This window comes from Microbacterium sp. 4R-513, from assembly GCF_011046485.1.
In the GTDB taxonomy this organism is placed as follows: domain Bacteria; phylum Actinomycetota; class Actinomycetes; order Actinomycetales; family Microbacteriaceae; genus Microbacterium.
The window spans coordinates 1,831,483-1,849,963 of record NZ_CP049256.1 but is presented as its reverse complement, the minus strand read 5'-3'; the positions used below and the strand labels follow the sequence as shown (position 1 = coordinate 1,849,963).

Sequence of the window (18,481 nt, the reverse complement as noted above, 5' to 3'; positions counted from 1 at the left end):
CCGGGCGATTCAGAGATCCCCCTCCGATAGAAGCGCAGGGCCGAGAATGGGCAGCTGGGCTCGATGGCGCAGGTGATGCAGCGATCCGACGCGCCTGCGGGGCGGTTCTCCCCCTCGGAAGTAGGACAAGCTGCCGAACGAGGACACCCTCTCCAACGGTCTGCCCACGATGGCGCAGAGCCAGTCGATGTCGTGGCATGACTTCTGTAGCAGAAGCGAACTGCTCTCATCCTCGCGGCGCCAGTTGCCGCGGACGAAGGAGTGGGCGAAGTGCCAGTGCCCGATCGGCTCGAGATGCTCGATGTTGACGATGTCGCCGATGACACCCTGACGCAGGAGGTCCTGCAGCACGAGGGTGAAGGGTGTGTAGCGCAGCACGTGCGCTACCGCGAAGCGAACGCCCGCCGCCTCGACAGCGTCGACGATCCGGATGCAGTCCTCCTCGGTCGTCGCCATCGGCTTCTCGAGCAGAATGTCGTAGCCCTTTTCGGCGAAGGCCAGAGCAGCCTCTACGTGCTGATCGTCCAGAAGACTGATAACCATGATGTCCGCCAGCCGAGGCGCGGCCGCAAGGTCTCGCCAATCCGTGAAGAGGGCGTCTTCTCGCAGCCCGAACTGCTCGCCGAATCGGCGCCTCTGGCCCTCGCGGGGCTCAGCCACGGCCACCACTCGAACAGGCGCGTGAAGCGACACGGCAGCCTCGGCATAGGCGAAACCTCGCGCGCCCGCGCCCGCGACGGCCATCGTGAGCGTGGCGGTGCTTGTCATCGACTCGTTCATCCCTTTGTCGCCCCTGCGATCAGACCCTTGACGAAGTAGCGCTGGAAGAAGAGGAACAGCAGCAGAATCGGGATCGTGGCCAGCACCATGAATGCGAACACCGCTCCGTAGTCGGACGTGTATTGGCTCACTGAGCGGTACAGACCGACCGTGACAGTCGTCCCGCTGCCCGGCCCCAGAACGATCAGCGGCATGATGAAGTCGTTCCAGACACCGACCGCTGTGAAGATGAGCACCGTCGCGACGGCCGGGCGCATGAGCGGGAACACGATCTGCCAGAAGATGCGGAATGGTCCGGCGCCGTCGACGGCGGCAGCCTGCTCGAGCTCGATGGGGATGCTTCGAACAAAGCCCATGAACACGAGGATCGCGAAGGGCATGGCGCCCGCGACGTTGACGATTATCAGACCGGGAATCGTTCCGATGAGCCCGGCACTGAGGAGGATCTGGATGATCGGCTGGATGATGGAGGCGCCGGGGATCATCATCCCGACGACGATCAGCACGACGATGACCTGGGTGACCCGCCCGGTGTTGCGCGCGAGGTAGTACGCGCAGTTGCTCGCGAGGATGATCGTCGCGAACACCGAGAGCACGGTGATCTGCGTGCTGTTGATCAGTCCGTTCCAGAAGAGACCGTCTGACCGCGACAGCACCGAGATGAAGTTCTCGAGGGTCGGCGGTGCCGGGAGAGCCGCCGGGTTGGAGAAGATGGCGCTGCTCGGCTTGAGAACATTCACCACCACCAGGTAGATGGGAACCGAGAAGATCAGCGCGATGAGCACACCCACCAGGACGCGTATCGGACCGTAGGAGTTCTCGCGGTCGATCGGGCGACGTCGACGAGGAGCGATGGTGGTCACAGGTCCACCTCCCGCCGCTGCAGTGCGCGGAGGACGAAGATCGACACGAAGGCGATGATCGCCAGCATGACGGTCGCCATCGCCTGCCCATATCCGACTTGGCCGGCTTCTACGCTGTAGCGGACGATGTCGAATGCGAGAGTGTTCGTCGTGCCCACGCCTGGGCCGCCGTTGGTGATGACCTTGACTTGGTCATACACCTTGAATCCGCCGATGAGGCTGAGGGTGACGGTGATGGTGACAACAGGTGCGAGGAGTGGCCACGTGACGGTGCGGAACCGGGCGAAGCGCCCCGCACCATCGATCTCTGCAGCCTCGAGGAGCTCGCGCGGTATTCCCTGCAGGCCGGCGAGGAACAGAACGACCGCGACGCCGAGAGACTGCCAGCAGATGACTCCCGCGATCGAATACAACGCCAGATTCGGATCGGAGACCCAGCCGGGGGGATCCGCGACTCCGAGGTTCTTGAGCATCGAATTCAGCAGCCCGTCGTCGCTGAGAATCATGCCCCACGTGACGCTGACGACCACCGAGGACAGGACGATGGGCACGAAGAACGCCGCCCGCAGGGCATTGAAGATCCAGCCCGCGCGATCGAGCAAGATCGCGATGCCGAGTCCGAGCGCATTCGGAACGACGGTGATCAAGGCGGCGATGATCACCGTGTTCGATAGAGCATGCAAGAAGGCGGGGTCCTGGAACAGCCGAACGTAGTTCTGCAGACCGATGAACTCCACGGTCGCCCGGAACTGGTTCGCATCTGTCGTGCTGGTGCCGATCGCGACGACCATCGGGATGATCACGAGCGCCAGATAGATGACGAGCGCCGGGAGGACGAACAGGGCGAACTGGAGGGCACGGCCCCGTCTGCGCCTCGGGAAGACGGCTCGCGTCGCCGTCCTCGCTGGCATGCGTGCGACTTGAAGCGCGGTCATGAGGACTCCATCGGTTGAGGGGACGAGAGATCGGAGAGGAGGCGGTCGATGAGGGCCGCCTCCTCCCTGAGCGTCACTCGGTTACGGCGAGCTCGTCCCACTTCTTGTCGAGATACTCCCCATATGCCTCGGGGGTCATTCGGCCGTTGATGAGATCGATCGTGGCCGGGTCCATCGCTCCGGCGAATCCGGGCGGCGTCATGCCCGTCGAGTTCGCCCAGGCAGCGACGATGGAGTCCGAATCGAATGCCGCACGGTAAGCGTCGAGCGTCGCGAGGTAAGCGTCGCCCATTCCCTCGGGCACGTCGAACTGCGGCGGGATCAGCGATGCGTCGGCGATGGTGTTCTTCTCGACGTTCTTGGGATTGGTGATGAACTCGAGAGCGACCTTCTTCGCGAGGTCGACGTCGGGCGCGTCGGCGCTCACGACGATCGCAGGCCCACCCGTGGGAACGGGAACGATGTTCTTTCCCTCGTCGTTCGGCATGGCGAAGACGCCCAGCTCGAAGTCGAGTCCCTTGTCGGCGGTCGCCGCGAACCAGTTGCCCATGACGTACATGGCAGCGTCCTGATCGAGGAACGACTGCTCGACCTCGGGGTACGTGCGGCTGAGGCCGTCCATATCGAAGTACCCGGCCTTCGCGAGGTTCGCCACCTTCTCAGTCGTTGCGAGAAACTCCGGGTCGGTGAACGACACCTCGCCCGCCGCCTTCTTGGTGAACCAGTCCGGGTCGTTGCCCATGATGTCCGATGCGATGATCGCAGATGACGTCATGCCGGCCACCCAGGTGTCTTCTCCACCGCCACCCAGCTCGAGCGGAGTGATGCCGGCATCCTTGAGCTTCGCGCACGCGTCCTCGAACTCATCCCAATTCGTGGGCACCGAGTCGATTCCCGCCCGCTCGAACGCATCCTTGTTGTAGTAGACGAGGGGAATCGCTTGGGCTCCGATGCCCGGAGGGCCGTAGATCTTTCCATCGACGACCCCCTGGAAGCCGGGAGGGATCTCGAGGTCACCCAGCTCATCTTCGGACCACTCGGCGAGTTGGCCCTTCGCGACGAAAGGCAGGAGCGAGGCTCCGCCGAGCCAGATGTCAGGCGCCTGACCGGAGGCGTACAGGCTCTGCATGTACTCGAGGGTGTTCTCGCCGACGATCTTGTTGATCTTCACCCCGGGGACGGCCTTCTCGGCGTTCGCGATCGTTTCGTCCCAGTACTCCGGCGTGAGGTTGGGCGTCTCGAACGTGAAGAACGTCAGTTCGACATCCTCCCCGTCGCCGGCGGCGCCGGATCCTGTGGAACCTCCGGCCATACAAGCCGTGAGCATGATTGAGCCGGCTGCCAGCGCGGCGACGGCGAGGGTCATCCTTCGCATGTTTGTCTCCTTCGACGAATGCAATGACTTGATGCGGGTCAGCTGACGATTAGTAAAATAATCTTCTTTGCTAATCGTTACCGACGATGTTTGCAGAGATGGTTCACTCGGTCAAGCGGCGTGACTGAATCGAGACCGTCGGTTCTGGATTCGCCGCCACCGGCTGCTGAGCGCCGCGATTTCACAGAGTCTCTGTAGATTGAGTCCACGAAATAGTAGGTCAAGGAGAGAGCATGAGTTCAACGGGCGGCGACCCATCCTTCCTTCGGCGCTTGAACTCCTCGGCCACTCTCAAGGCGCTCCACGACGAGACATTCACGGCGCCGGACGGGCACGGAGCCGGACTGAGCGTGACCCAGCTGGCGGAGGCGATCGGAGTGTCCCGCCCCACCGCGGAGGAGGCCGTCGACGCTCTCCACACTGCTGGCTGGGTCGATGTCCTCGCGCCTGTGAGCCTCGATCGCCGCTCGGCCGGACGTCCGGCGAGGCGCTTTCGATTTCGTGAGAACGCGGGCTATGTCGTCGGCGTGGATGTGGAGGCGACGGCGGTCGCCGTTGCGGTGGCGGACCTCGCGGGCACGGTCGTCGGCCGCATCCGTCGCGACGCGCCTCCACTCCTGCCCGCCGACGCCCGCCTCGCTCTCATCCGCGATTCCATCGGGGCTGTGCTCAGAACTGCCAGGGTCGCGAAGAAGAAGGTTCTCGGCGGAGCCGCGGGATCGACGGGGATCGTCGACCCTGACGGGCGCATCGTCCGCAACAGCCTTCCCGGCTGGGAGGGGATCCATCTCGCCGACGAGCTCTCGAGGATGATCGGCGCGCCGGCGAGCGCCTACAACCATCTTCGGCTCGGCGCGCTCGGCGAGCGCTGGCGCGGCGCCGCCCAGCACGCCGACCATGTGGTGCACCTTCACGCGGGGCAGCGGATGGGATTGGGCATCGTCGTGGCCGGTCGCCCACTGGTGGGCGCACACGGAGCGGGCGGTGAATTCGATCTGCGGGTGGGCCGCGGCTGGCTGGACGCCTACCTCGTACTTCTCGAGCACCCGCTAGGTGTCACGCTGACGGAGTTCAGTGCAGGCGTCGGCGGCGACCTCGGGGACGCTCGCCCCATCTTCTCGGCCGCTGCCACCGGAGACGAATCGGCACGTGACGCGGTCGCCAGCTTCACCACGACGGCTGCCGAGTTGGTGGCGCCCATCATCAGCGCGTTCGATCCAGAAGTCGTCGTGATCGCTGGCGACCTCGCGCTGGCGGGCGATGTCGCGCTCGAACCGGTCAGGAAGGTCCTGGAACTGAGCGGTGTCATCCCGCCCGAAGTTCGCGTGTCGACTCTCGGAGAAGAATCGATCAGCCTCGGCGCCATCCGGTCCGCGCTCGACGAGGTCGAGGAACGGCTGTTCGAACCCCCATTTCCCCTCGTCAGCGTCTAGCACGGTCCGCGCGGCGGTCGGCACGAGAGCCGCCGGAAATCGAAGGGCAAGGCTCGCCCGCACGCCCCGCGGGCGGGGGGCGTTCATGCCGCAGCGCACGTCGTCACTCGCGGAGGAAGCCAGGGGAAGGCTGGCCCGGGTCGCCGCGGAAATCCCAGCCGATGCCGGGCCGGTCGATCGCGCGCACCATGCCACGATCGTCCACCTCCGCGGGTCGCTGAACCGGGTTGGAGTAGATGAGAGCTTCATAGAACGTCGTACCGGCGATCGCCATGCTCAGATGCTGATTGGGCAGCCCTCCGCCATGAACCTCGGAGCGGATGAGGTGCGAGTCCGCCAGGTGCGCGATTCGCATCGAGCCGGTGATCCCACCGCGCAACGTCGCGCCGGTGCGGACCGCTGCCGCCACTCCCGTCGAGATGAAGTCCGCCGTATTCATGTGGGCACCGGGCGACACCTCCCCGACCAGCAGCGGGACATCGACGCGTCGGCCCAGCTGCCGGTAGGCAGTCACGCTGTATTCGCGCATCGGCTCCTCGTACCAGAGGTAGTCGGCCCCGGAGAGGGCGTCACCCAGATAGATCGCGTCGAGAAGATCGAACCCACCGGAACCGTCGTACATGAGAGGGATGTCCGGCCCGACGTGCTCTCGCAATGCCTCGCTCAGGCGCGCGTCCCGCCTGGCGTCCCCCCACGCATGGAGCTTGATGGCCGAGAAGCCCAGCTCGAGACACTGGTCCGCGACATCCAGGTACTCCTCGACGCTGCCGAACGTCGCCGTGGACGCATACGCCGGGATCTCTCGACGGAACGAACCGATGACCGCGTGCACGGGCATCCCCGCGGCCTTGCCTGCGACATCCCACAGCGCGACATCCACGACACCGGAGACGTAGAGAGGCAGGTACTCCACGCGATCCAGTTCCCAGAGACGGTTCCAGAGATATTCGCGAGCCAGTGGGTCCGCGCCGACGAGCTCTCCTCGGAGGCGCCGATCGACGAGGTCTTCGAGTATCAAGCCGCGCGGGCAGAACGCGAACCCGTCCACCCCGACGTCTGTCCGGATCGCAAGCCAGGCGCCGATCGACGCCGGTTCGGAGCCGGCGAGTCCAGCGCGCCAGCGAAATGACGGCTGAGCCGGAACGTCGACGAGTTCGACGTCGAGGGAAGTGATGCGCATTGAAGCTCCGATGGTGTTGTTGTGGAGGTCAAACCTGCATGTTTATGATCGTAGATAGCAGATTTCAATCGTTTGCGATCATAGTTCCATCATTGACGGCGAGGAAGACCATGACCGCCCCAACTCCCGCGGTAACAGCCGAACCCAGGACTGACGCGCCCGGACCCGGCGCTTACATGGAGAGCGAGCTCACCTCGCAACCGGACACATGGGCCCACGCGGCCGCGATCGCCGCCGAGCAGCGTCTGCTTCCCGCTCACGGAGAGCGCGTCGCGGTCATCGGATGCGGCACGTCCTGGTTCATGGGTCAGTCGTACGCGTGGCTCCGAGAGGCGGGAGGTTTCGGGGAGACCCACGCCTTCGCGGCGTCGGAGGCCCTCCTCCACCGCGGTTACGACTCCGTAGTCCTGCTGAGCCGCTCCGGCACGACAAGCGAAGTGCTGGAGGTCTCGCAGCGGATCCCGGCGGGCACGCGCACCATCGCGGTGGTCGGGGATGCGGCATCCCCCCTCATCGATCTCGTGGATGATGTGGTGGCTCTCCCGTTCGCCGATGAGCAGTCCGTCGTGCAGACGCGGTTCGCCACCACGGCGCTGGCGCTCTTCCGCGCATCTTTGGGCGAATCGATGACCAGAGCGATCGAGCACGCCGGCGTGACGATTCAAGTCGACATAGATCCGGAGCTCGTGGAAGCGGACCAGTTCACCTTCCTCGGGCAGGGATGGACCGTCGGGCTCGCTCACGAGGCCGCGCTCAAGATGCGCGAAGCTGCGCAGTCGTGGACGGAGTCTTACCCGGCCATGGAGTATCGCCACGGTCCCATCTCGATCGCCGCGCCCGGACGCGTGACATGGCACTTCGGCCCACCGCCGGCGGGCCTGGCAGGCGAAGTTGCGGCCGCGGGAGCCCGATTCGAATGCGACGACTTCGATCCCATGGCGCAGCTCGTACTTGCGCAGCGTGTTGCCCTCCAGCGCTCGCGCGCGCGGGGACTCGACCCCGACTCGCCGCGCAACCTCACCCGCTCCGTCATTCTCGACGCCTGACGTGGGCACGGATCCGTCGACATCGCGGCCGACCTCGCTCGGCGCGGGGGAAGCCGTCATGGCGTTCGACGTAGGCGGCACCGACACGAAGTCGGCCGTTATCGATGCCCAAGGTGAGGTGAGGAGGCTTCGGCGAACGCCGACGCCGCATGACGCCGCCGACCGGCTCGACGGCGTGTTCCGGACGCTTGAGGACTTGGCCGGCGACCTGCGTCGCACGCATCCCGAGTCACCGCCCGTCGCTGCGGGGCTCGTCGTACCGGGCATCGTCGATGTGGACCGCGGTCTTGCCGTCTATGCAAGCAACATGGGATGGCGTGACGCCCCGATCAGGGAGCGCGCGCGTGAGGCACTCCAGCTTCCCGTGGCGTTCGGACACGACGTCTCCGCGGCGGGCGTGGCCGAGCATCGCCTCGGAGCAGGGCGCGGCATGTCGGATCTCGTCGTACTGGTTCTGGGAACGGGCATCGCGGGCACGCTGATCATCGGGGGCCGCTTGCACCTTGGTGGGGGGTACGCGGGCGAGATAGGGCACTCCCCCGTGGCCGAGGATCCGCGCTGCATCTGTGGGGGCCGAGGATGTCTGGAAGCCATCGCGTCGACTCGCGCCATCGTCGATGGGTACCGCGAGCTGTCGGGACGCACGGTCTCCGGGGCCCGTGAGGTCGTCGCGCTCGCGGCGACGGGCGATCACGACGCGGTGACCGTCTGGAAGCGCGCGCTCGACGGGCTCGCCTTCGCAGTGACCGTCATATCGTCGACCATCGCCCCGGAGGCGATCGTGATCGGCGGAGGACTCTCGGGGGCGGGCCGTTCGCTGTTCGAACCACTTGCCGCGCGCGTCGATGCGCGACTCACCTATCAACGGCGTCCGGCGCTCCGCGCCGCCCAACTGGGGGGCGATGCCGGCTTGCTCGGCGCCGCGCTTTTCGCCCGCGAATGGGGTGCGCGGTGATTCTGACAGTGACCCCCAATCCTGCAGTCGACCTGACTTGGCATGTGCCTCGGCTGAGCCGCGGCGGCACGCACCGCGTCTCCCCCGCGGTCGCGCGAGCCGGCGGCAAGGGCATCAACGTCGCGCGGGTGCTCCATGAGCTCGGCCACGACGTCCTTGCGCTCGCCACCGCCGGAGGATCGACCGGTGAACAGTTCACCGCGGACCTCGATGAGTCGGGGATCCCCTACCAGCTGATCGCGACGGGCTCCGCTACACGGTTGAGCGCGGCCATCGTAGAGGAGGAGCCCGCGGAGACGGCGATCTTCAACGAAGACGGCACGCCGTTGACCCGCGTCGAAGGGGAGCGGCTGGCGGCGGCCGCGGAGGCCCACGCGAGATCCGCCGCGGCTGTCGCGATCAGCGGAAGCCTGCGCGCAGGCTTCGGCCCTGACGAACTGCGGCACGTCGTGGAGCGGGTCGCCCGCTGGGCGCCCGTCGTCGTGGACACGAGCGGGCCGGGAATCCTCTCCGCCGCAGACGGCGGTGCGCACGTGCTCAAGCCCAATCGGGAGGAACTCCGTGCGGCGACCGGGCTGGACGATCCCGGCGAGGGGGCCAGGAGACTCCTGGCCCGGGGCGCGCGACTCGTGATCGTCTCGTCGGGTCCGGACGGCCTCCTCCTTGTCGCAGCCAGCGGCGACGTGATCAGCGCCCGGCTTCCATTTGCTCTGCGCGGCAACGCAACGGGCGCGGGCGATGCACTCGTTGCCGCGATCGCAGCCGGTCTCGCCTCCGGCGTCGACCTGCTGTCGTCCGACGATGCCGCCCACACCGCACGACTCTCTCTCGCGCGGCGCGCGGCGGCGTGGTCGGGGGCGGCGGTGCTCATGCCACTGGCGGGGGAACTCAGCCCCGAACATCTCACGCTCGAGCATGACGTCGTCGTCACTTCGCGGAGGGGCGCGGCATGACGCTCACCCCGACGCGAGTGCTGCTTCAGGAAGCGCGCGACGCCGCGCGAGGTCTCGGCGCCTTCAATGTCATCCACCTGGAGACGGCCGAGGCGCTCGTCGCCGGAGCTGAGGAGGCCGGGTTACCCGTCGTCCTGCAGGTATCCGAGAACTGCATCCGCTACCACGGAGGGTTCGACCCGGTCACCAAGGCCGTTCTGGCGGTCGCGGATGCCTCCTCAGCGAGGATCGCCGTGCACCTGGATCACGCCGAAGATCCCGATCTCGCGCTCCGCGGGATCGACGCCGGCTTCGGCTCGGTCATGTTCGACGGCGCGAAGCTCGAGTTCGAAGAGAATGTGCTCTGGACGCGTCGTGTGGTCGAACGCGCGCACTCTGCCGGCGTTCTGGTCGAGGCGGAACTCGGGGAGGTGGGCGGCAAGAACGGGGCACACACGCCAGGGGTGAGAACGGACCCCGACGAGGCCCGGGACTTCGTCGCCCAGACCGACGTGGATGCTCTCGCCGTCGCCGTCGGCTCGTCGCACGCGATGACCGAGCGAGTCGCAGACATCGATGTGGAGCTCATTGCGCGCTTGTCCCACGCCGTGCCTGTGCCACTCGTGCTGCACGGGTCATCGGGCGTTCCCGATGCGAGGATCGTCGACGGCATCCGCGCGGGGCTCTCGAAGATCAATGTCTCCACCCATCTGAGCAATGTCTTCACCTCGGCCGTTCGGCGGTACCTCGCCGACCACCCGACGGCAGTCGACTCTCGCGCATACTTCTCGACAGGGCGAGACGCGGTGCGGACCGAATCCGCACGGTTGCTCACACTGTTCGCCGACAACGAGAGGCCTTGATGAATCGCGCCGAAAGACTCAACGCAGTCCTCGACCTGCTCGCCGAGAACCAGCGCGTGGAGGTCGACGAGATCGTGCAGCGACTCGGTGTCTCGCCGGCTACGGCCAGACGCGACCTCGATGCCCTGGCGGAGCAGCACCTGCTCAGCAGAACCCGCGGAGGCGCCATCGCCCAGTCGGTGGCCTACGACCTGCCGATGCGATACAAGAATCTGCAGCGTCGTGATGCGAAGGCGTCGATCGGCCGTGCGGCGAGTGGACTCGTGCCCCGCGGCGCCGTGATCGGCCTTTGTGGCGGCACCACGTCGACGGCGATCGTCGACGCCCTCCTCGCCCGGGCCGACATCATGGCCGCCTCCGATGAACCTGGGCTCACCGTCGTGACCAACGCGATCAACATCGCGATGCAGCTCGCTACGCGCCCGCAGATCAAGACGGTGCTGACAGGCGGTGTTCTGCACGCTCGTTCATACGAGCTGGTCGGGGCGTATGCGGACGCCGTGCTCGCCAATGTCAGCCTCGATATCGCCTTCATCAGCGTCAACGGGATCGATCCGCTCGCGGGACCCACCTCCTTCGACGAACGCGAGGCGGCGGTCAACGGACTCATGGCGATCCGCGCAGCACAGGCCGTCATCGTCGCGGATGCGTCGAAGCTCGGTCGGCGGGCCTTCGCATCCATCGGTCACCCCGGACTCTTCTCGACGATCATCACCGACGCCGCGGTCACCGACGACCAGCGCCGCAGCCTCGAAGACCAGGGCTACGAGATCATCGTCGCCTGATCGCCATCGGCCAGTATCATGCCTGTTTCCCGGCGATAGGCCGAACGGTGGCGGCCAGCCCCAGGCCGCCCAATGCGTCGTCGATTCGGATGAGCTCGTTCCACTTCGCGGTGCGTTCACCCCTGGTGATCGAGCCGACCTTGACGATGTCTGCTCCCCAGCCCACTGCCAGATGCGCAACCGAGACATCCTCGCTCTCTCCCGAGCGCGCCGAGACGATGACACCGAGGTGGTGGGCCCGTGCCGCCGCTACGGCGCGCGCTGCGCCGGTCACCGTTCCGACTTGATTGACCTTGATGAGCACGGCGTCGACCGCCTGCTCGCCGGCGGAGAAGGCGATGCGGTGGGCGTCGGTCACCAGGAAGTCGTCGCCGACGACCGTCGTCCGCTCACCGGTATTCGCCACCGCGAGCTGCATGCCCTCGAGGTCGTCCTCGCCCGCTGGGTCCTCCAGCGTCGCAATCGGGTACTTCTCGCAGAGCCGATGCAGCTCGGCGATCCACTCCGCGGTCCGGAGGGTGCGGCCTTGCACGTGGTAGCCGTCGGGACCGGCGAACTGCGTCGCCGCGATGTCGAGCGAGATCGCCATGTCGACGCCGGGCTCGAGGCCCGCTCGTTCGATGCCCTCGATGAGGACGTCCAGCGCGTCCTCGGTGCCGCTCACCTCTGGCCAGTGCCCGCCTTCGTCGGCGACTCCTCGCCGGGGTCCGCGTCCGGCGAGCACCTCGCCCACGGTGCGGTACACCTCGGCGACGTGGAGGAAGGCATCCTGGATCGTCACCGCTGACAGCGGCATGACCATGAAGTCCTGGACGGCCGTTCGGTGAGCCGCGTGCGCTCCCCCACCGAGGATCTGGATCTGCGGCCGGGGAATGGCGTGCGGGCTCGGATCCAGGACCGCCCAGGCGGGGACGCCGCGGCTCGCGGCTGCTGCATGAAGCGCGGCGAGCGAGGCCGCCGTGGTGGTGTTCCCACCCACCGGACGGCCGCGAGGGGACTCATCGACGCTGTCGAGACGCGCCAGGATGTCGTCGATCGCCTCCTGATCGCGGACGTCGAGCCCGACCAGTGCAGGCGCGACGATCTCCTCGGCGAGCCGCACCGCCATGGACACATCTCTGCCTCCCAGCACGTCGCCCCCGTCGCGGAGCTCGAGGGCTTCCCTGCGCCCGGTTGAGGCACCCGCGGGCGCGATGCCGCGACCGCGGGCGCCACTCGCCGCGGTCAGCTCGATCTCGACGGTGGGCACGCCGCGGGAGTCCCACACTCGGCGTGCTCGCAGAGCCGTGATCGGATCCGTCATCGGGGCGTCCCTTCGCCAGCGGTCGGATGTAGGAGCAGCCGCACGGGGGCTCCCGTGCGCAACGCCTCGATGGTGGCGTTGCGAACGCGGCCGCGAGCAGCGGCGTCGAGGTACTCGACAGGTGAAGCGCCCTCGACTCGCGCCAGCAGAAGGGCTGGAAGGATGCGGTCGACGCGTCTGGTCGCGGCATCCGTGTGCTCCCAGTCGACCCGCCGAAGATAGGCGGCGCGGAGGACGTCGGCGGCCTGATGCAAGTCCGCTGCGCGGTGGGGCAGATGCACCGCCTTGAGTTCGAGGTGGGTGAGACAGAACGCGACGTCGAACGCCGGGTCACCCCACGTCGCGCATTCGGCATCGAGGATCACAGGATGCGGCCCCACGAGGATGTTCTTGGGGCTCACGTCGCCGTGGACGAGCGCGAGTCGCGTGCGGCGAAGCTCGTCGATCACCTCGTGCAAGGGCGTCTGCACCTCCGGCACCGCGGCGGCAGTGCGCACGAAATAGGGCTCGATGCGGAGCGCCTCGAACAGCTCAGCGTTGTCGAAGCGCTCAGCGAGCCCTGGCGTGCTGACCGACGCGGCGTGAATCCGCCCGAGGGTTTCGCCAAGGGATGCCGCGACCTCGACGTCGATCCGTCCCGCGAGCAGCTCCGCCTTCCAATTGCGGTGCGCGGCAGGATCGAGGTACTCGAGCGCCATGGTGAAGGACTCCGCGTCGAACACGAGCACGCGGGGACAAGATCCGGGCGCGACCGAGCCTGCGAAGTCCAGCCAGGCCGCCTCGGATGCGACACGCCCCAGCGGGGCACGCCACTCCGCCTCGACCTTCAGCCGCTCGAGTGCGCGCTTGAGCACGAAGGACCCGCGCTCGGTGCGGACGAGCCGGATGTCGGACGAGACGCCCCCCGTGAGCGGCTCCTCCTCGTACGGCTCGCCCCGTGCGATGAGGCCGACCCGCTCGAGTAGGGCTCGTTCCGCGGTCGCCTCGCAGGCCCCGCCGGCCGCCGCAGCGGGATCCGTCGACTCCAGCAGTGCAGGATCGATCACGCGACCCGAACCGATCGCTTCGCAGGGTGGCCGTACCAGGCATGTTCGAGTCCGCGGATGTATCCGATCGCGAAGAGGCGGCCGAGGGTCTCGTAGCCGGGGCGGCTGTTGGTCTCGCCGTCGAGCGTCGGCACATGGTCGGGGCGCATGACTCCACCGAAGCCGATCTCGTAGTACGCCTCCATGCACGCGGGCATGTCGGTCTGACCCTCGTCGTGGAAGGTCTCCTGGAACTCGGCAGGCGTGCCCTTGACGTCGCGGAAATGGACGAACGGGATCTTCTCGGTGCCGAACTCGCGGATGAGGTCGGGGATCGCCGTCGTCCCGTCGAGCACCTCGGGCATGAGTGCGAAGTTGCCCTGGCAGAACGTGATGCCGTTCGCCGCGGACGGATGCAGCGCCGCGAGGCGGCGGAACGCCGCGACGGAGCTCATGATGCGCGGCAGGTTGCGGTCGAACGGCTGCGGCGGATCATCGGGGTGCATCGCCAGGCGCACTCCGGCGGCCTCCGCCTCGGGGACGACGGCGTCGAGGAAATACGCGAGGGCGTCCCACATCTGCTCGTGCGTGACCTCACCCTCATCCACGAGGCGAGGAAGCGCGTCGGTGTCGGCCTTACGGTAACCGGTCACGAGCGCGCCGCCTCGTGCGGGGATCGCGATGTCCGTGCGGCCCCAGCTGGACAGCGCCATCCAGTTGTACGCGAGGGTCGGGATGCCGAGCCGCCCCATCGCGCGGATCTGCTCGATGACCTGGTCGATCTGCGCGTCGCGGCCTTCGAGGCCCAGGCGCGCCTTGTCGAGCGGGGCCGTGTCCTCCGTGGCGACGAGCCGGAAGCCGTATTCGTCGTAGATCTCGATGTTCCGCTTGAGTGCCCTCTCACTCCAAGGCACGTCTTCGCGGTCGTCGGGCCTCCAACCGCCGGCGCCGACCGAGGGAAACATGCGCTGGTCCTGCTCGGCGCCGTTGAGCCCGCCGACGACGTTGTCGACGCCGACCTGGCGGATGAGCTTCCAGGATGCCTCAGGCCGGGGCGGCAGGAATTCGCCGAGTTCGATCATTTCTGGAGGTCCTCTCGGGTTCGTCAATCACTCGTCGACCGGATGCGGGCCGACAGACAGTCAGTCCTTGGCCGGCAGGGCCGCGGCGATGCGTGCGAGCAACCCGCCGTCGGCGCGCAGCTCGGCCCCGGTGATGAAGCTCGCGGCGTCGCTGGCGAGGAACGACACCGCTTCGCCGATCTCCCTCGGCTGCGCAACGCGGCCGAGCGCGTGCATTCGGCCCCAATCGGCGATCGTCGCTTCGACAGCCTCGGGCGTGCCCACGGAGAACATCGCGGCGGAGTGGCGGAGCATCGGCGTGTCGACCGAGCCCGGCGCGACGGAGTTCACCCGCACACCGTGATCGGCCTCGTCGACCGCGAGCGCACGCGTGAGCGCGTTGAGCGCACCTTTGCTCGCCGTGTACGCCACGACCTGCTGCTGCGTCGCCGTCGCCTGCACCGACGAGATGATCGTCACGGTGCCCTTGCGCTCGCGGATGTGCGGCAGCGCGGCGTGTGCCGCGAGGAAGACTCCGCGTACGTTGACGCCGAACACCTCGTCCCACGTCTCGACCGACGTCGAGACAGCGTCGCCGTAGCGCTGGATGCCTGCGGCGGTCACGAGGTGGTCGAGCCGGCCGTAGGCGCGGAGCGCGGCATCCACCGCTTCGATCGTCGTCTGCGGCCTGTCGATGGGTCCCCACGTGCCGGTCGCCTTGCCGCCGGCCGCGCCGATCGCGGCGACCGTCTCGTCGACGAACTCTTGGGTGAGGCCGTGGACGACGACCGATGCGCCCTTCGCGGCGAGCACCTCGGCGATGCCGCGGCCGATGCCTTGCGAGCCACCGGTGACGAGAACGACCCGTCCTGCGTGGATATCGACGTCGCCGTCCACGGCGACGCCCCTGTCTGCGCTCATGTCAGAACCCAGGCAGTGAGCGCAGGCTTCTGTCGCTCCCATGCTGTCTTGGATGGCGCTCCGAACGACCCTTTCTGCGGGACGATGAGGACGCCGTCCACCGCGGTATCGAGGTGTTGGCGGATGAGTTCGGAGCGCTCGAGATCCGACGAGACTGCGAGCCTGCTCAACTCGAGGGCTACGCTCACGCGATCGACAGCCGACGTGGGCGCCCCCTGTTGGTGAGCTCTTTCGGTGCGCATCAATTGCCTCCTTCATCGGCATGACGCGGACAATGTATCGCTTGTATACTAGTATGCAAAGCCCAGACACGAATGAGTTCCCGAGAGGTGGAGCACGATGACGGCACTCGACAACGCGGCCGAGGCCGGCGGCCGTGTGCGCGGCCGGTTCCGCGGGAGCAAGCTCGACAGTCTCGAGCCCTCTCGAGGTGCGCCCGGCTACTCGGCCGACTCGCGTGGCCGCATCTCGGACTATGTGTACGAGGAGCTCGGCGAGGCGATCCGGAGCCTGCGCCTGCACCCGGGGGCGACGCTCTCCGAGCCGGCCGTCGCGGCGTGGCTCAAAGTCAGCCGCGCGCCGGTGCGGGAGGCGTTCACCCGCCTGGCCGACCAGCGCCTCATCACGATCGTCCCGCAGGTGGGGAGCAAGGTCGCTCCGATCTCGATGCGCGACGTGAGCGACGCCGTCTTCGTGCGCAGCTCCCTCGAGACGGGTGCGTTCCGCCAGACGATCGCGGCTCAAGACCTCGACGTCACACAGCTGCAGGCGATGGTCGACCGCAATCGCGAGGCCCTGGAGCGGGGCGACGCGGAGGAGTTCTTCGACACCGACGAGCAGCTGCACCAGCTCGTCTTCGCCCTGGCCGGCGTCCCGCACCTGTGGGAGCTGGTGCGGGGCATGAAGGTGCATCTCGATCGGCTCCGCCGCATGAGCCTGAGCGCCGCGATCCACAACGCCGAACTCCCTCTCGAGCATCAGCGCATCGTCGACGCCATCGTCGACCGCGATGAGGCGGCGGGCACGGCGGTCATCCATCTGCACTCGCATCGCGTCCTCGCAGACACGACGAGCCTGCAGGCGGAGTACCCCGACTACTTCGCCTCCTGAGCTCACCGACCGATCCTCGGACAATGCGCGGGAGCGCGCTGAGATCATCCACAGCGGACGACGAAGGAGTCCCATGGTCGAAACCCCGACCGTCGCAGTGCAGCGCCGAGCCGAGTGCGGGGAAGGGCCCGTGTGGGATGCCGCCGCCGGCGTCCTGCACTGGGTGGACATCATCCCCGGCGAGATCCTCCGCACTGATCTCGACACCGGTAGGACGACCGTCACGAGCTACCCCGAGATGGTAGGCGCCGTCGCCCAGCGTGCGCACGGCGGAATCGTCGCCGCCGTCGCGAGCGGCTTCGCGGGGCTCGACCAGAACGGGGTCGTGGACCGGCGCGTCGACTGCCTCGCCGGGGGCACCCGGATGAACGACGCCAAGGTCGCCCCCGACGGGCGCTTCTGGGCAGGCAGCTGCGCGATGGACTTCGCCGAGGGCGCCGGAGGTCTGTGGATGCTCGACCAGGACTGGGTGGCCACCCTCGTCGTCGACGGGCTCACTCAGCCCAATGGGCTCGACTGGAGCTGCGGGCGGGACGCCTTCTATCTGGTCGAGACTCAGGCTCGCCAGGTGCTGCGTTTCGCCTGGGATGTCGAGCGCGGCACAATCGATGGGGCACCGACCGTCCTCATCGACGCCGACGCCTTCACCGGGTATCCGGACGGGCTGTGTGTCGACACGCGCGGCCATCTCTGGATCGCCGAGTTCGCCGGTGCCGCCGTGCACGAGTTCACGCCGAACGGCGAGCGCCTCCGTACAATCGCGATCCCGACCCCGCAGCCGACCTCGTGCGCCTTCGTCGGGCCAGACCTGGACGAGCTGTGGGTGACTTCGGCCGCGTTCCAGCTCGACCTCGCGGACGACGCCGATGCTGGATCGATCTTCCGCCTGCGCGACCTCGGCGCGACCGGTCTCCCCCTCGACCCCATTCGGTGGCTGACGTGACGATCACCCTCGCTGGGAGACGGTTCGAGGTCGTCGTGGCCCCTGAGCGGGGCGCCGACATCGTCCAGGTCACCGACCTCCAGACGGGCACCCCGCTCCTCGCGGTCTCGCCGACGGGGCTTGTGGCGACGCCTCCGTCGGGAGCCGGCTCGATGGCCGAGTGGCTCGCGGGCTACCCCGGCGGGTGGCAGCTGCTGGTCCCCAATGCCGGTCCCGAGCGCACCCACGGCGGAGTGACTCAGGGCTTCCACGGCGAGGCGGCGCTGGCGCGCTGGAACGTGATCGCGCAGTCTGCGGCGTCCTGCGATCTCGAGACGTGGCTCGCGACCGCTCCCCTGCATCTGCATCGGACCGTGACCGCGGATGCCGAGGGGCTCACGGTCACCGACCGGATCCGCAATCTCTCGCCCCAGACCGTGCACGCTCGCGTCATGCAGCATCCCGCCTTCGGCGCCCCGTTCCTCGACGCCGACGCCTTCCTCGAGGTGCCAGCGGCGACGGTGATCGCCGACGGCGAGGCCCCCGGCAGCCTTGCCGCGCACGGCCACGTCGGCACGCCGGCCGAGGTGCTCGGCGCGCACGTCGGGGATCGCGGCATCAGCCTTCCGGGGCCCGGCGCGCGAGAGTCGGTCTTCGCCGCCTTCACCGACTTCGCCCGTCCGGAAGCGACCTTCCACAGCCCGAACCGCGGCTTCGGCGTGCGCCTCTCGTGGGATGCCGCAACCTACCCGCATGCGTGGTTCTGGATCGAGGCGAACGCTGGGTCGGGATGGCCGTGGTTCCGCAGGCTCTACGCCGTCGCTGTCGAGCCGTCCAACGTGCTGCCGGGGGAAGGGCAGACCTCGCGGGGCGATTCGCGCGGCGGCCCGGGAGTCGCCCTCGACCCCGACCACCCCCTCATCACAACCACACGACTGTCGCGCGTGACGGCTTCGAGCTGATCGCGCGCCTGCAACCACAAGAAGGAGAAC

Annotated in this window: 18 protein-coding genes; 9 read left to right on the top strand and 9 right to left on the bottom strand. The window is 67.7% G+C overall.

The features are described from left to right. Positions 1–9 precede the first annotated feature (9 nt). From G5T42_RS17460 to G5T42_RS08055, 4 genes are all read right to left on the bottom strand, one after another. Positions 10–744 carry a Gfo/Idh/MocA family oxidoreductase gene (locus G5T42_RS17460; protein ID WP_206535734.1) on the bottom strand — a complete coding sequence of 245 codons (735 nt, stop codon included), beginning with the start codon at positions 742–744 and terminating at the stop codon, positions 10–12. Between the two features lie 32 nt (positions 745–776). After that, on the bottom strand, positions 777–1,643 hold the full coding sequence (locus G5T42_RS08065) for a carbohydrate ABC transporter permease (protein ID WP_206535733.1): 867 nt from the start codon (positions 1,641–1,643) through the stop codon (positions 777–779). Further along, a complete protein-coding gene (locus G5T42_RS08060) occupies positions 1,640–2,434 on the bottom strand; it encodes a sugar ABC transporter permease (protein ID WP_206535732.1) in 795 nt (264 codons plus the stop codon). Before G5T42_RS08060 ends, G5T42_RS08065 begins: the two co-directional genes overlap by 4 nt. A gap of 217 nt (positions 2,435–2,651) precedes the next feature. Then, on the bottom strand, positions 2,652–3,953 hold the full coding sequence (locus G5T42_RS08055) for an extracellular solute-binding protein (protein WP_165127501.1): 1,302 nt from the start codon (positions 3,951–3,953) through the stop codon (positions 2,652–2,654). Positions 3,954–4,186: 233 nt separating this feature from the next. Here G5T42_RS08055 and G5T42_RS08050 point away from each other — a divergent pair, with 233 nt between their 5' ends. Beyond that, positions 4,187–5,386 (top strand): ROK family transcriptional regulator, encoded by a 1,200-nt coding sequence (locus tag G5T42_RS08050; RefSeq protein WP_165127499.1) that lies wholly within the window; start codon positions 4,187–4,189, stop codon positions 5,384–5,386. Between the two features lie 103 nt (positions 5,387–5,489). On the opposite strand, the gene G5T42_RS08045 is transcribed toward G5T42_RS08050, so the two are convergent. Beyond that, positions 5,490–6,566 carry an enolase C-terminal domain-like protein gene (locus tag G5T42_RS08045; protein WP_165127497.1) on the bottom strand — a complete coding sequence of 359 codons (1,077 nt, stop codon included), beginning with the start codon at positions 6,564–6,566 and terminating at the stop codon, positions 5,490–5,492. A gap of 110 nt (positions 6,567–6,676) precedes the next feature. Here G5T42_RS08045 and G5T42_RS08040 point away from each other — a divergent pair, with 110 nt between their 5' ends. Genes G5T42_RS08040 through G5T42_RS08020 form a run of 5 tightly spaced genes read left to right on the top strand, consistent with a single transcriptional unit; the run spans position 6,677 to position 11,147 of the window. Beyond that, entirely contained in the window at positions 6,677–7,612 is a 936-nt protein-coding gene (locus G5T42_RS08040; RefSeq protein ID WP_165127495.1) for a sugar isomerase, read from the top strand. Between the two features lie 58 nt (positions 7,613–7,670). Beyond that, the gene (locus G5T42_RS08035; protein WP_165127493.1) at positions 7,671–8,567 is read left to right on the top strand and encodes an ROK family protein; all 897 of its coding nucleotides are present in this window, start codon (positions 7,671–7,673) and stop codon (positions 8,565–8,567) included. A 44-nt stretch (positions 8,568–8,611) separates the two neighbouring features. Continuing rightward, a complete protein-coding gene (locus tag G5T42_RS08030) occupies positions 8,612–9,520 on the top strand; it encodes a PfkB family carbohydrate kinase (RefSeq protein ID WP_241246014.1) in 909 nt (302 codons plus the stop codon). Beyond that, complete coding sequence (locus tag G5T42_RS08025) at positions 9,517–10,362, top strand: class II fructose-bisphosphate aldolase (protein ID WP_165127489.1); 846 nt, start codon at positions 9,517–9,519, stop codon at positions 10,360–10,362. Before G5T42_RS08030 ends, G5T42_RS08025 begins: the two co-directional genes overlap by 4 nt. Further along, positions 10,362–11,147, top strand: a complete 786-nt coding sequence (locus tag G5T42_RS08020; RefSeq protein WP_165127487.1) for a DeoR/GlpR family DNA-binding transcription regulator — start codon at positions 10,362–10,364, stop codon at positions 11,145–11,147. Before G5T42_RS08025 ends, G5T42_RS08020 begins: the two co-directional genes overlap by 1 nt. A gap of 16 nt (positions 11,148–11,163) precedes the next feature. Here the strand turns inward: G5T42_RS08020 and G5T42_RS08015 are convergent, their stop codons facing one another. The 4 genes from G5T42_RS08015 to G5T42_RS08000 are packed head-to-tail and all read right to left on the bottom strand — an operon-like array spanning position 11,164 to position 15,457. Further along, positions 11,164–12,450, bottom strand: coding sequence for an enolase C-terminal domain-like protein (locus tag G5T42_RS08015; RefSeq protein WP_165127485.1), 1,287 nt, complete (start codon positions 12,448–12,450; stop codon positions 11,164–11,166). Beyond that, the gene (locus tag G5T42_RS08010; protein WP_165127483.1) at positions 12,447–13,496 is read right to left on the bottom strand and encodes an aminoglycoside phosphotransferase family protein; all 1,050 of its coding nucleotides are present in this window, start codon (positions 13,494–13,496) and stop codon (positions 12,447–12,449) included. The genes G5T42_RS08015 and G5T42_RS08010 overlap by 4 nt, the downstream gene beginning before the upstream one ends. Next, positions 13,493–14,557, bottom strand: coding sequence for a mannonate dehydratase (locus G5T42_RS08005; protein ID WP_165127481.1), 1,065 nt, complete (start codon positions 14,555–14,557; stop codon positions 13,493–13,495). Before G5T42_RS08005 ends, G5T42_RS08010 begins: the two co-directional genes overlap by 4 nt. Before the next feature lie 60 nt (positions 14,558–14,617). After that, positions 14,618–15,457, bottom strand: coding sequence for an SDR family oxidoreductase (locus G5T42_RS08000; protein WP_165127479.1), 840 nt, complete (start codon positions 15,455–15,457; stop codon positions 14,618–14,620). 339 nt (positions 15,458–15,796) lie between these two features. Between G5T42_RS08000 and G5T42_RS07995 the strand changes: the two genes are divergently transcribed. The 3 genes from G5T42_RS07995 to G5T42_RS07985 all read left to right on the top strand — a co-directional run bounded on the left by G5T42_RS07995 (position 15,797) and on the right by G5T42_RS07985 (position 18,451). Next, positions 15,797–16,567 carry a GntR family transcriptional regulator gene (locus tag G5T42_RS07995; protein WP_165127477.1) on the top strand — a complete coding sequence of 257 codons (771 nt, stop codon included), beginning with the start codon at positions 15,797–15,799 and terminating at the stop codon, positions 16,565–16,567. A 73-nt stretch (positions 16,568–16,640) separates the two neighbouring features. Next, a complete protein-coding gene (locus G5T42_RS07990) occupies positions 16,641–17,510 on the top strand; it encodes an SMP-30/gluconolactonase/LRE family protein (RefSeq protein WP_165127475.1) in 870 nt (289 codons plus the stop codon). After that, positions 17,507–18,451 (top strand): DUF4432 family protein, encoded by a 945-nt coding sequence (locus G5T42_RS07985; protein ID WP_165127473.1) that lies wholly within the window; start codon positions 17,507–17,509, stop codon positions 18,449–18,451. The genes G5T42_RS07990 and G5T42_RS07985 overlap by 4 nt, the downstream gene beginning before the upstream one ends. Positions 18,452–18,481 lie beyond the last annotated feature (30 nt).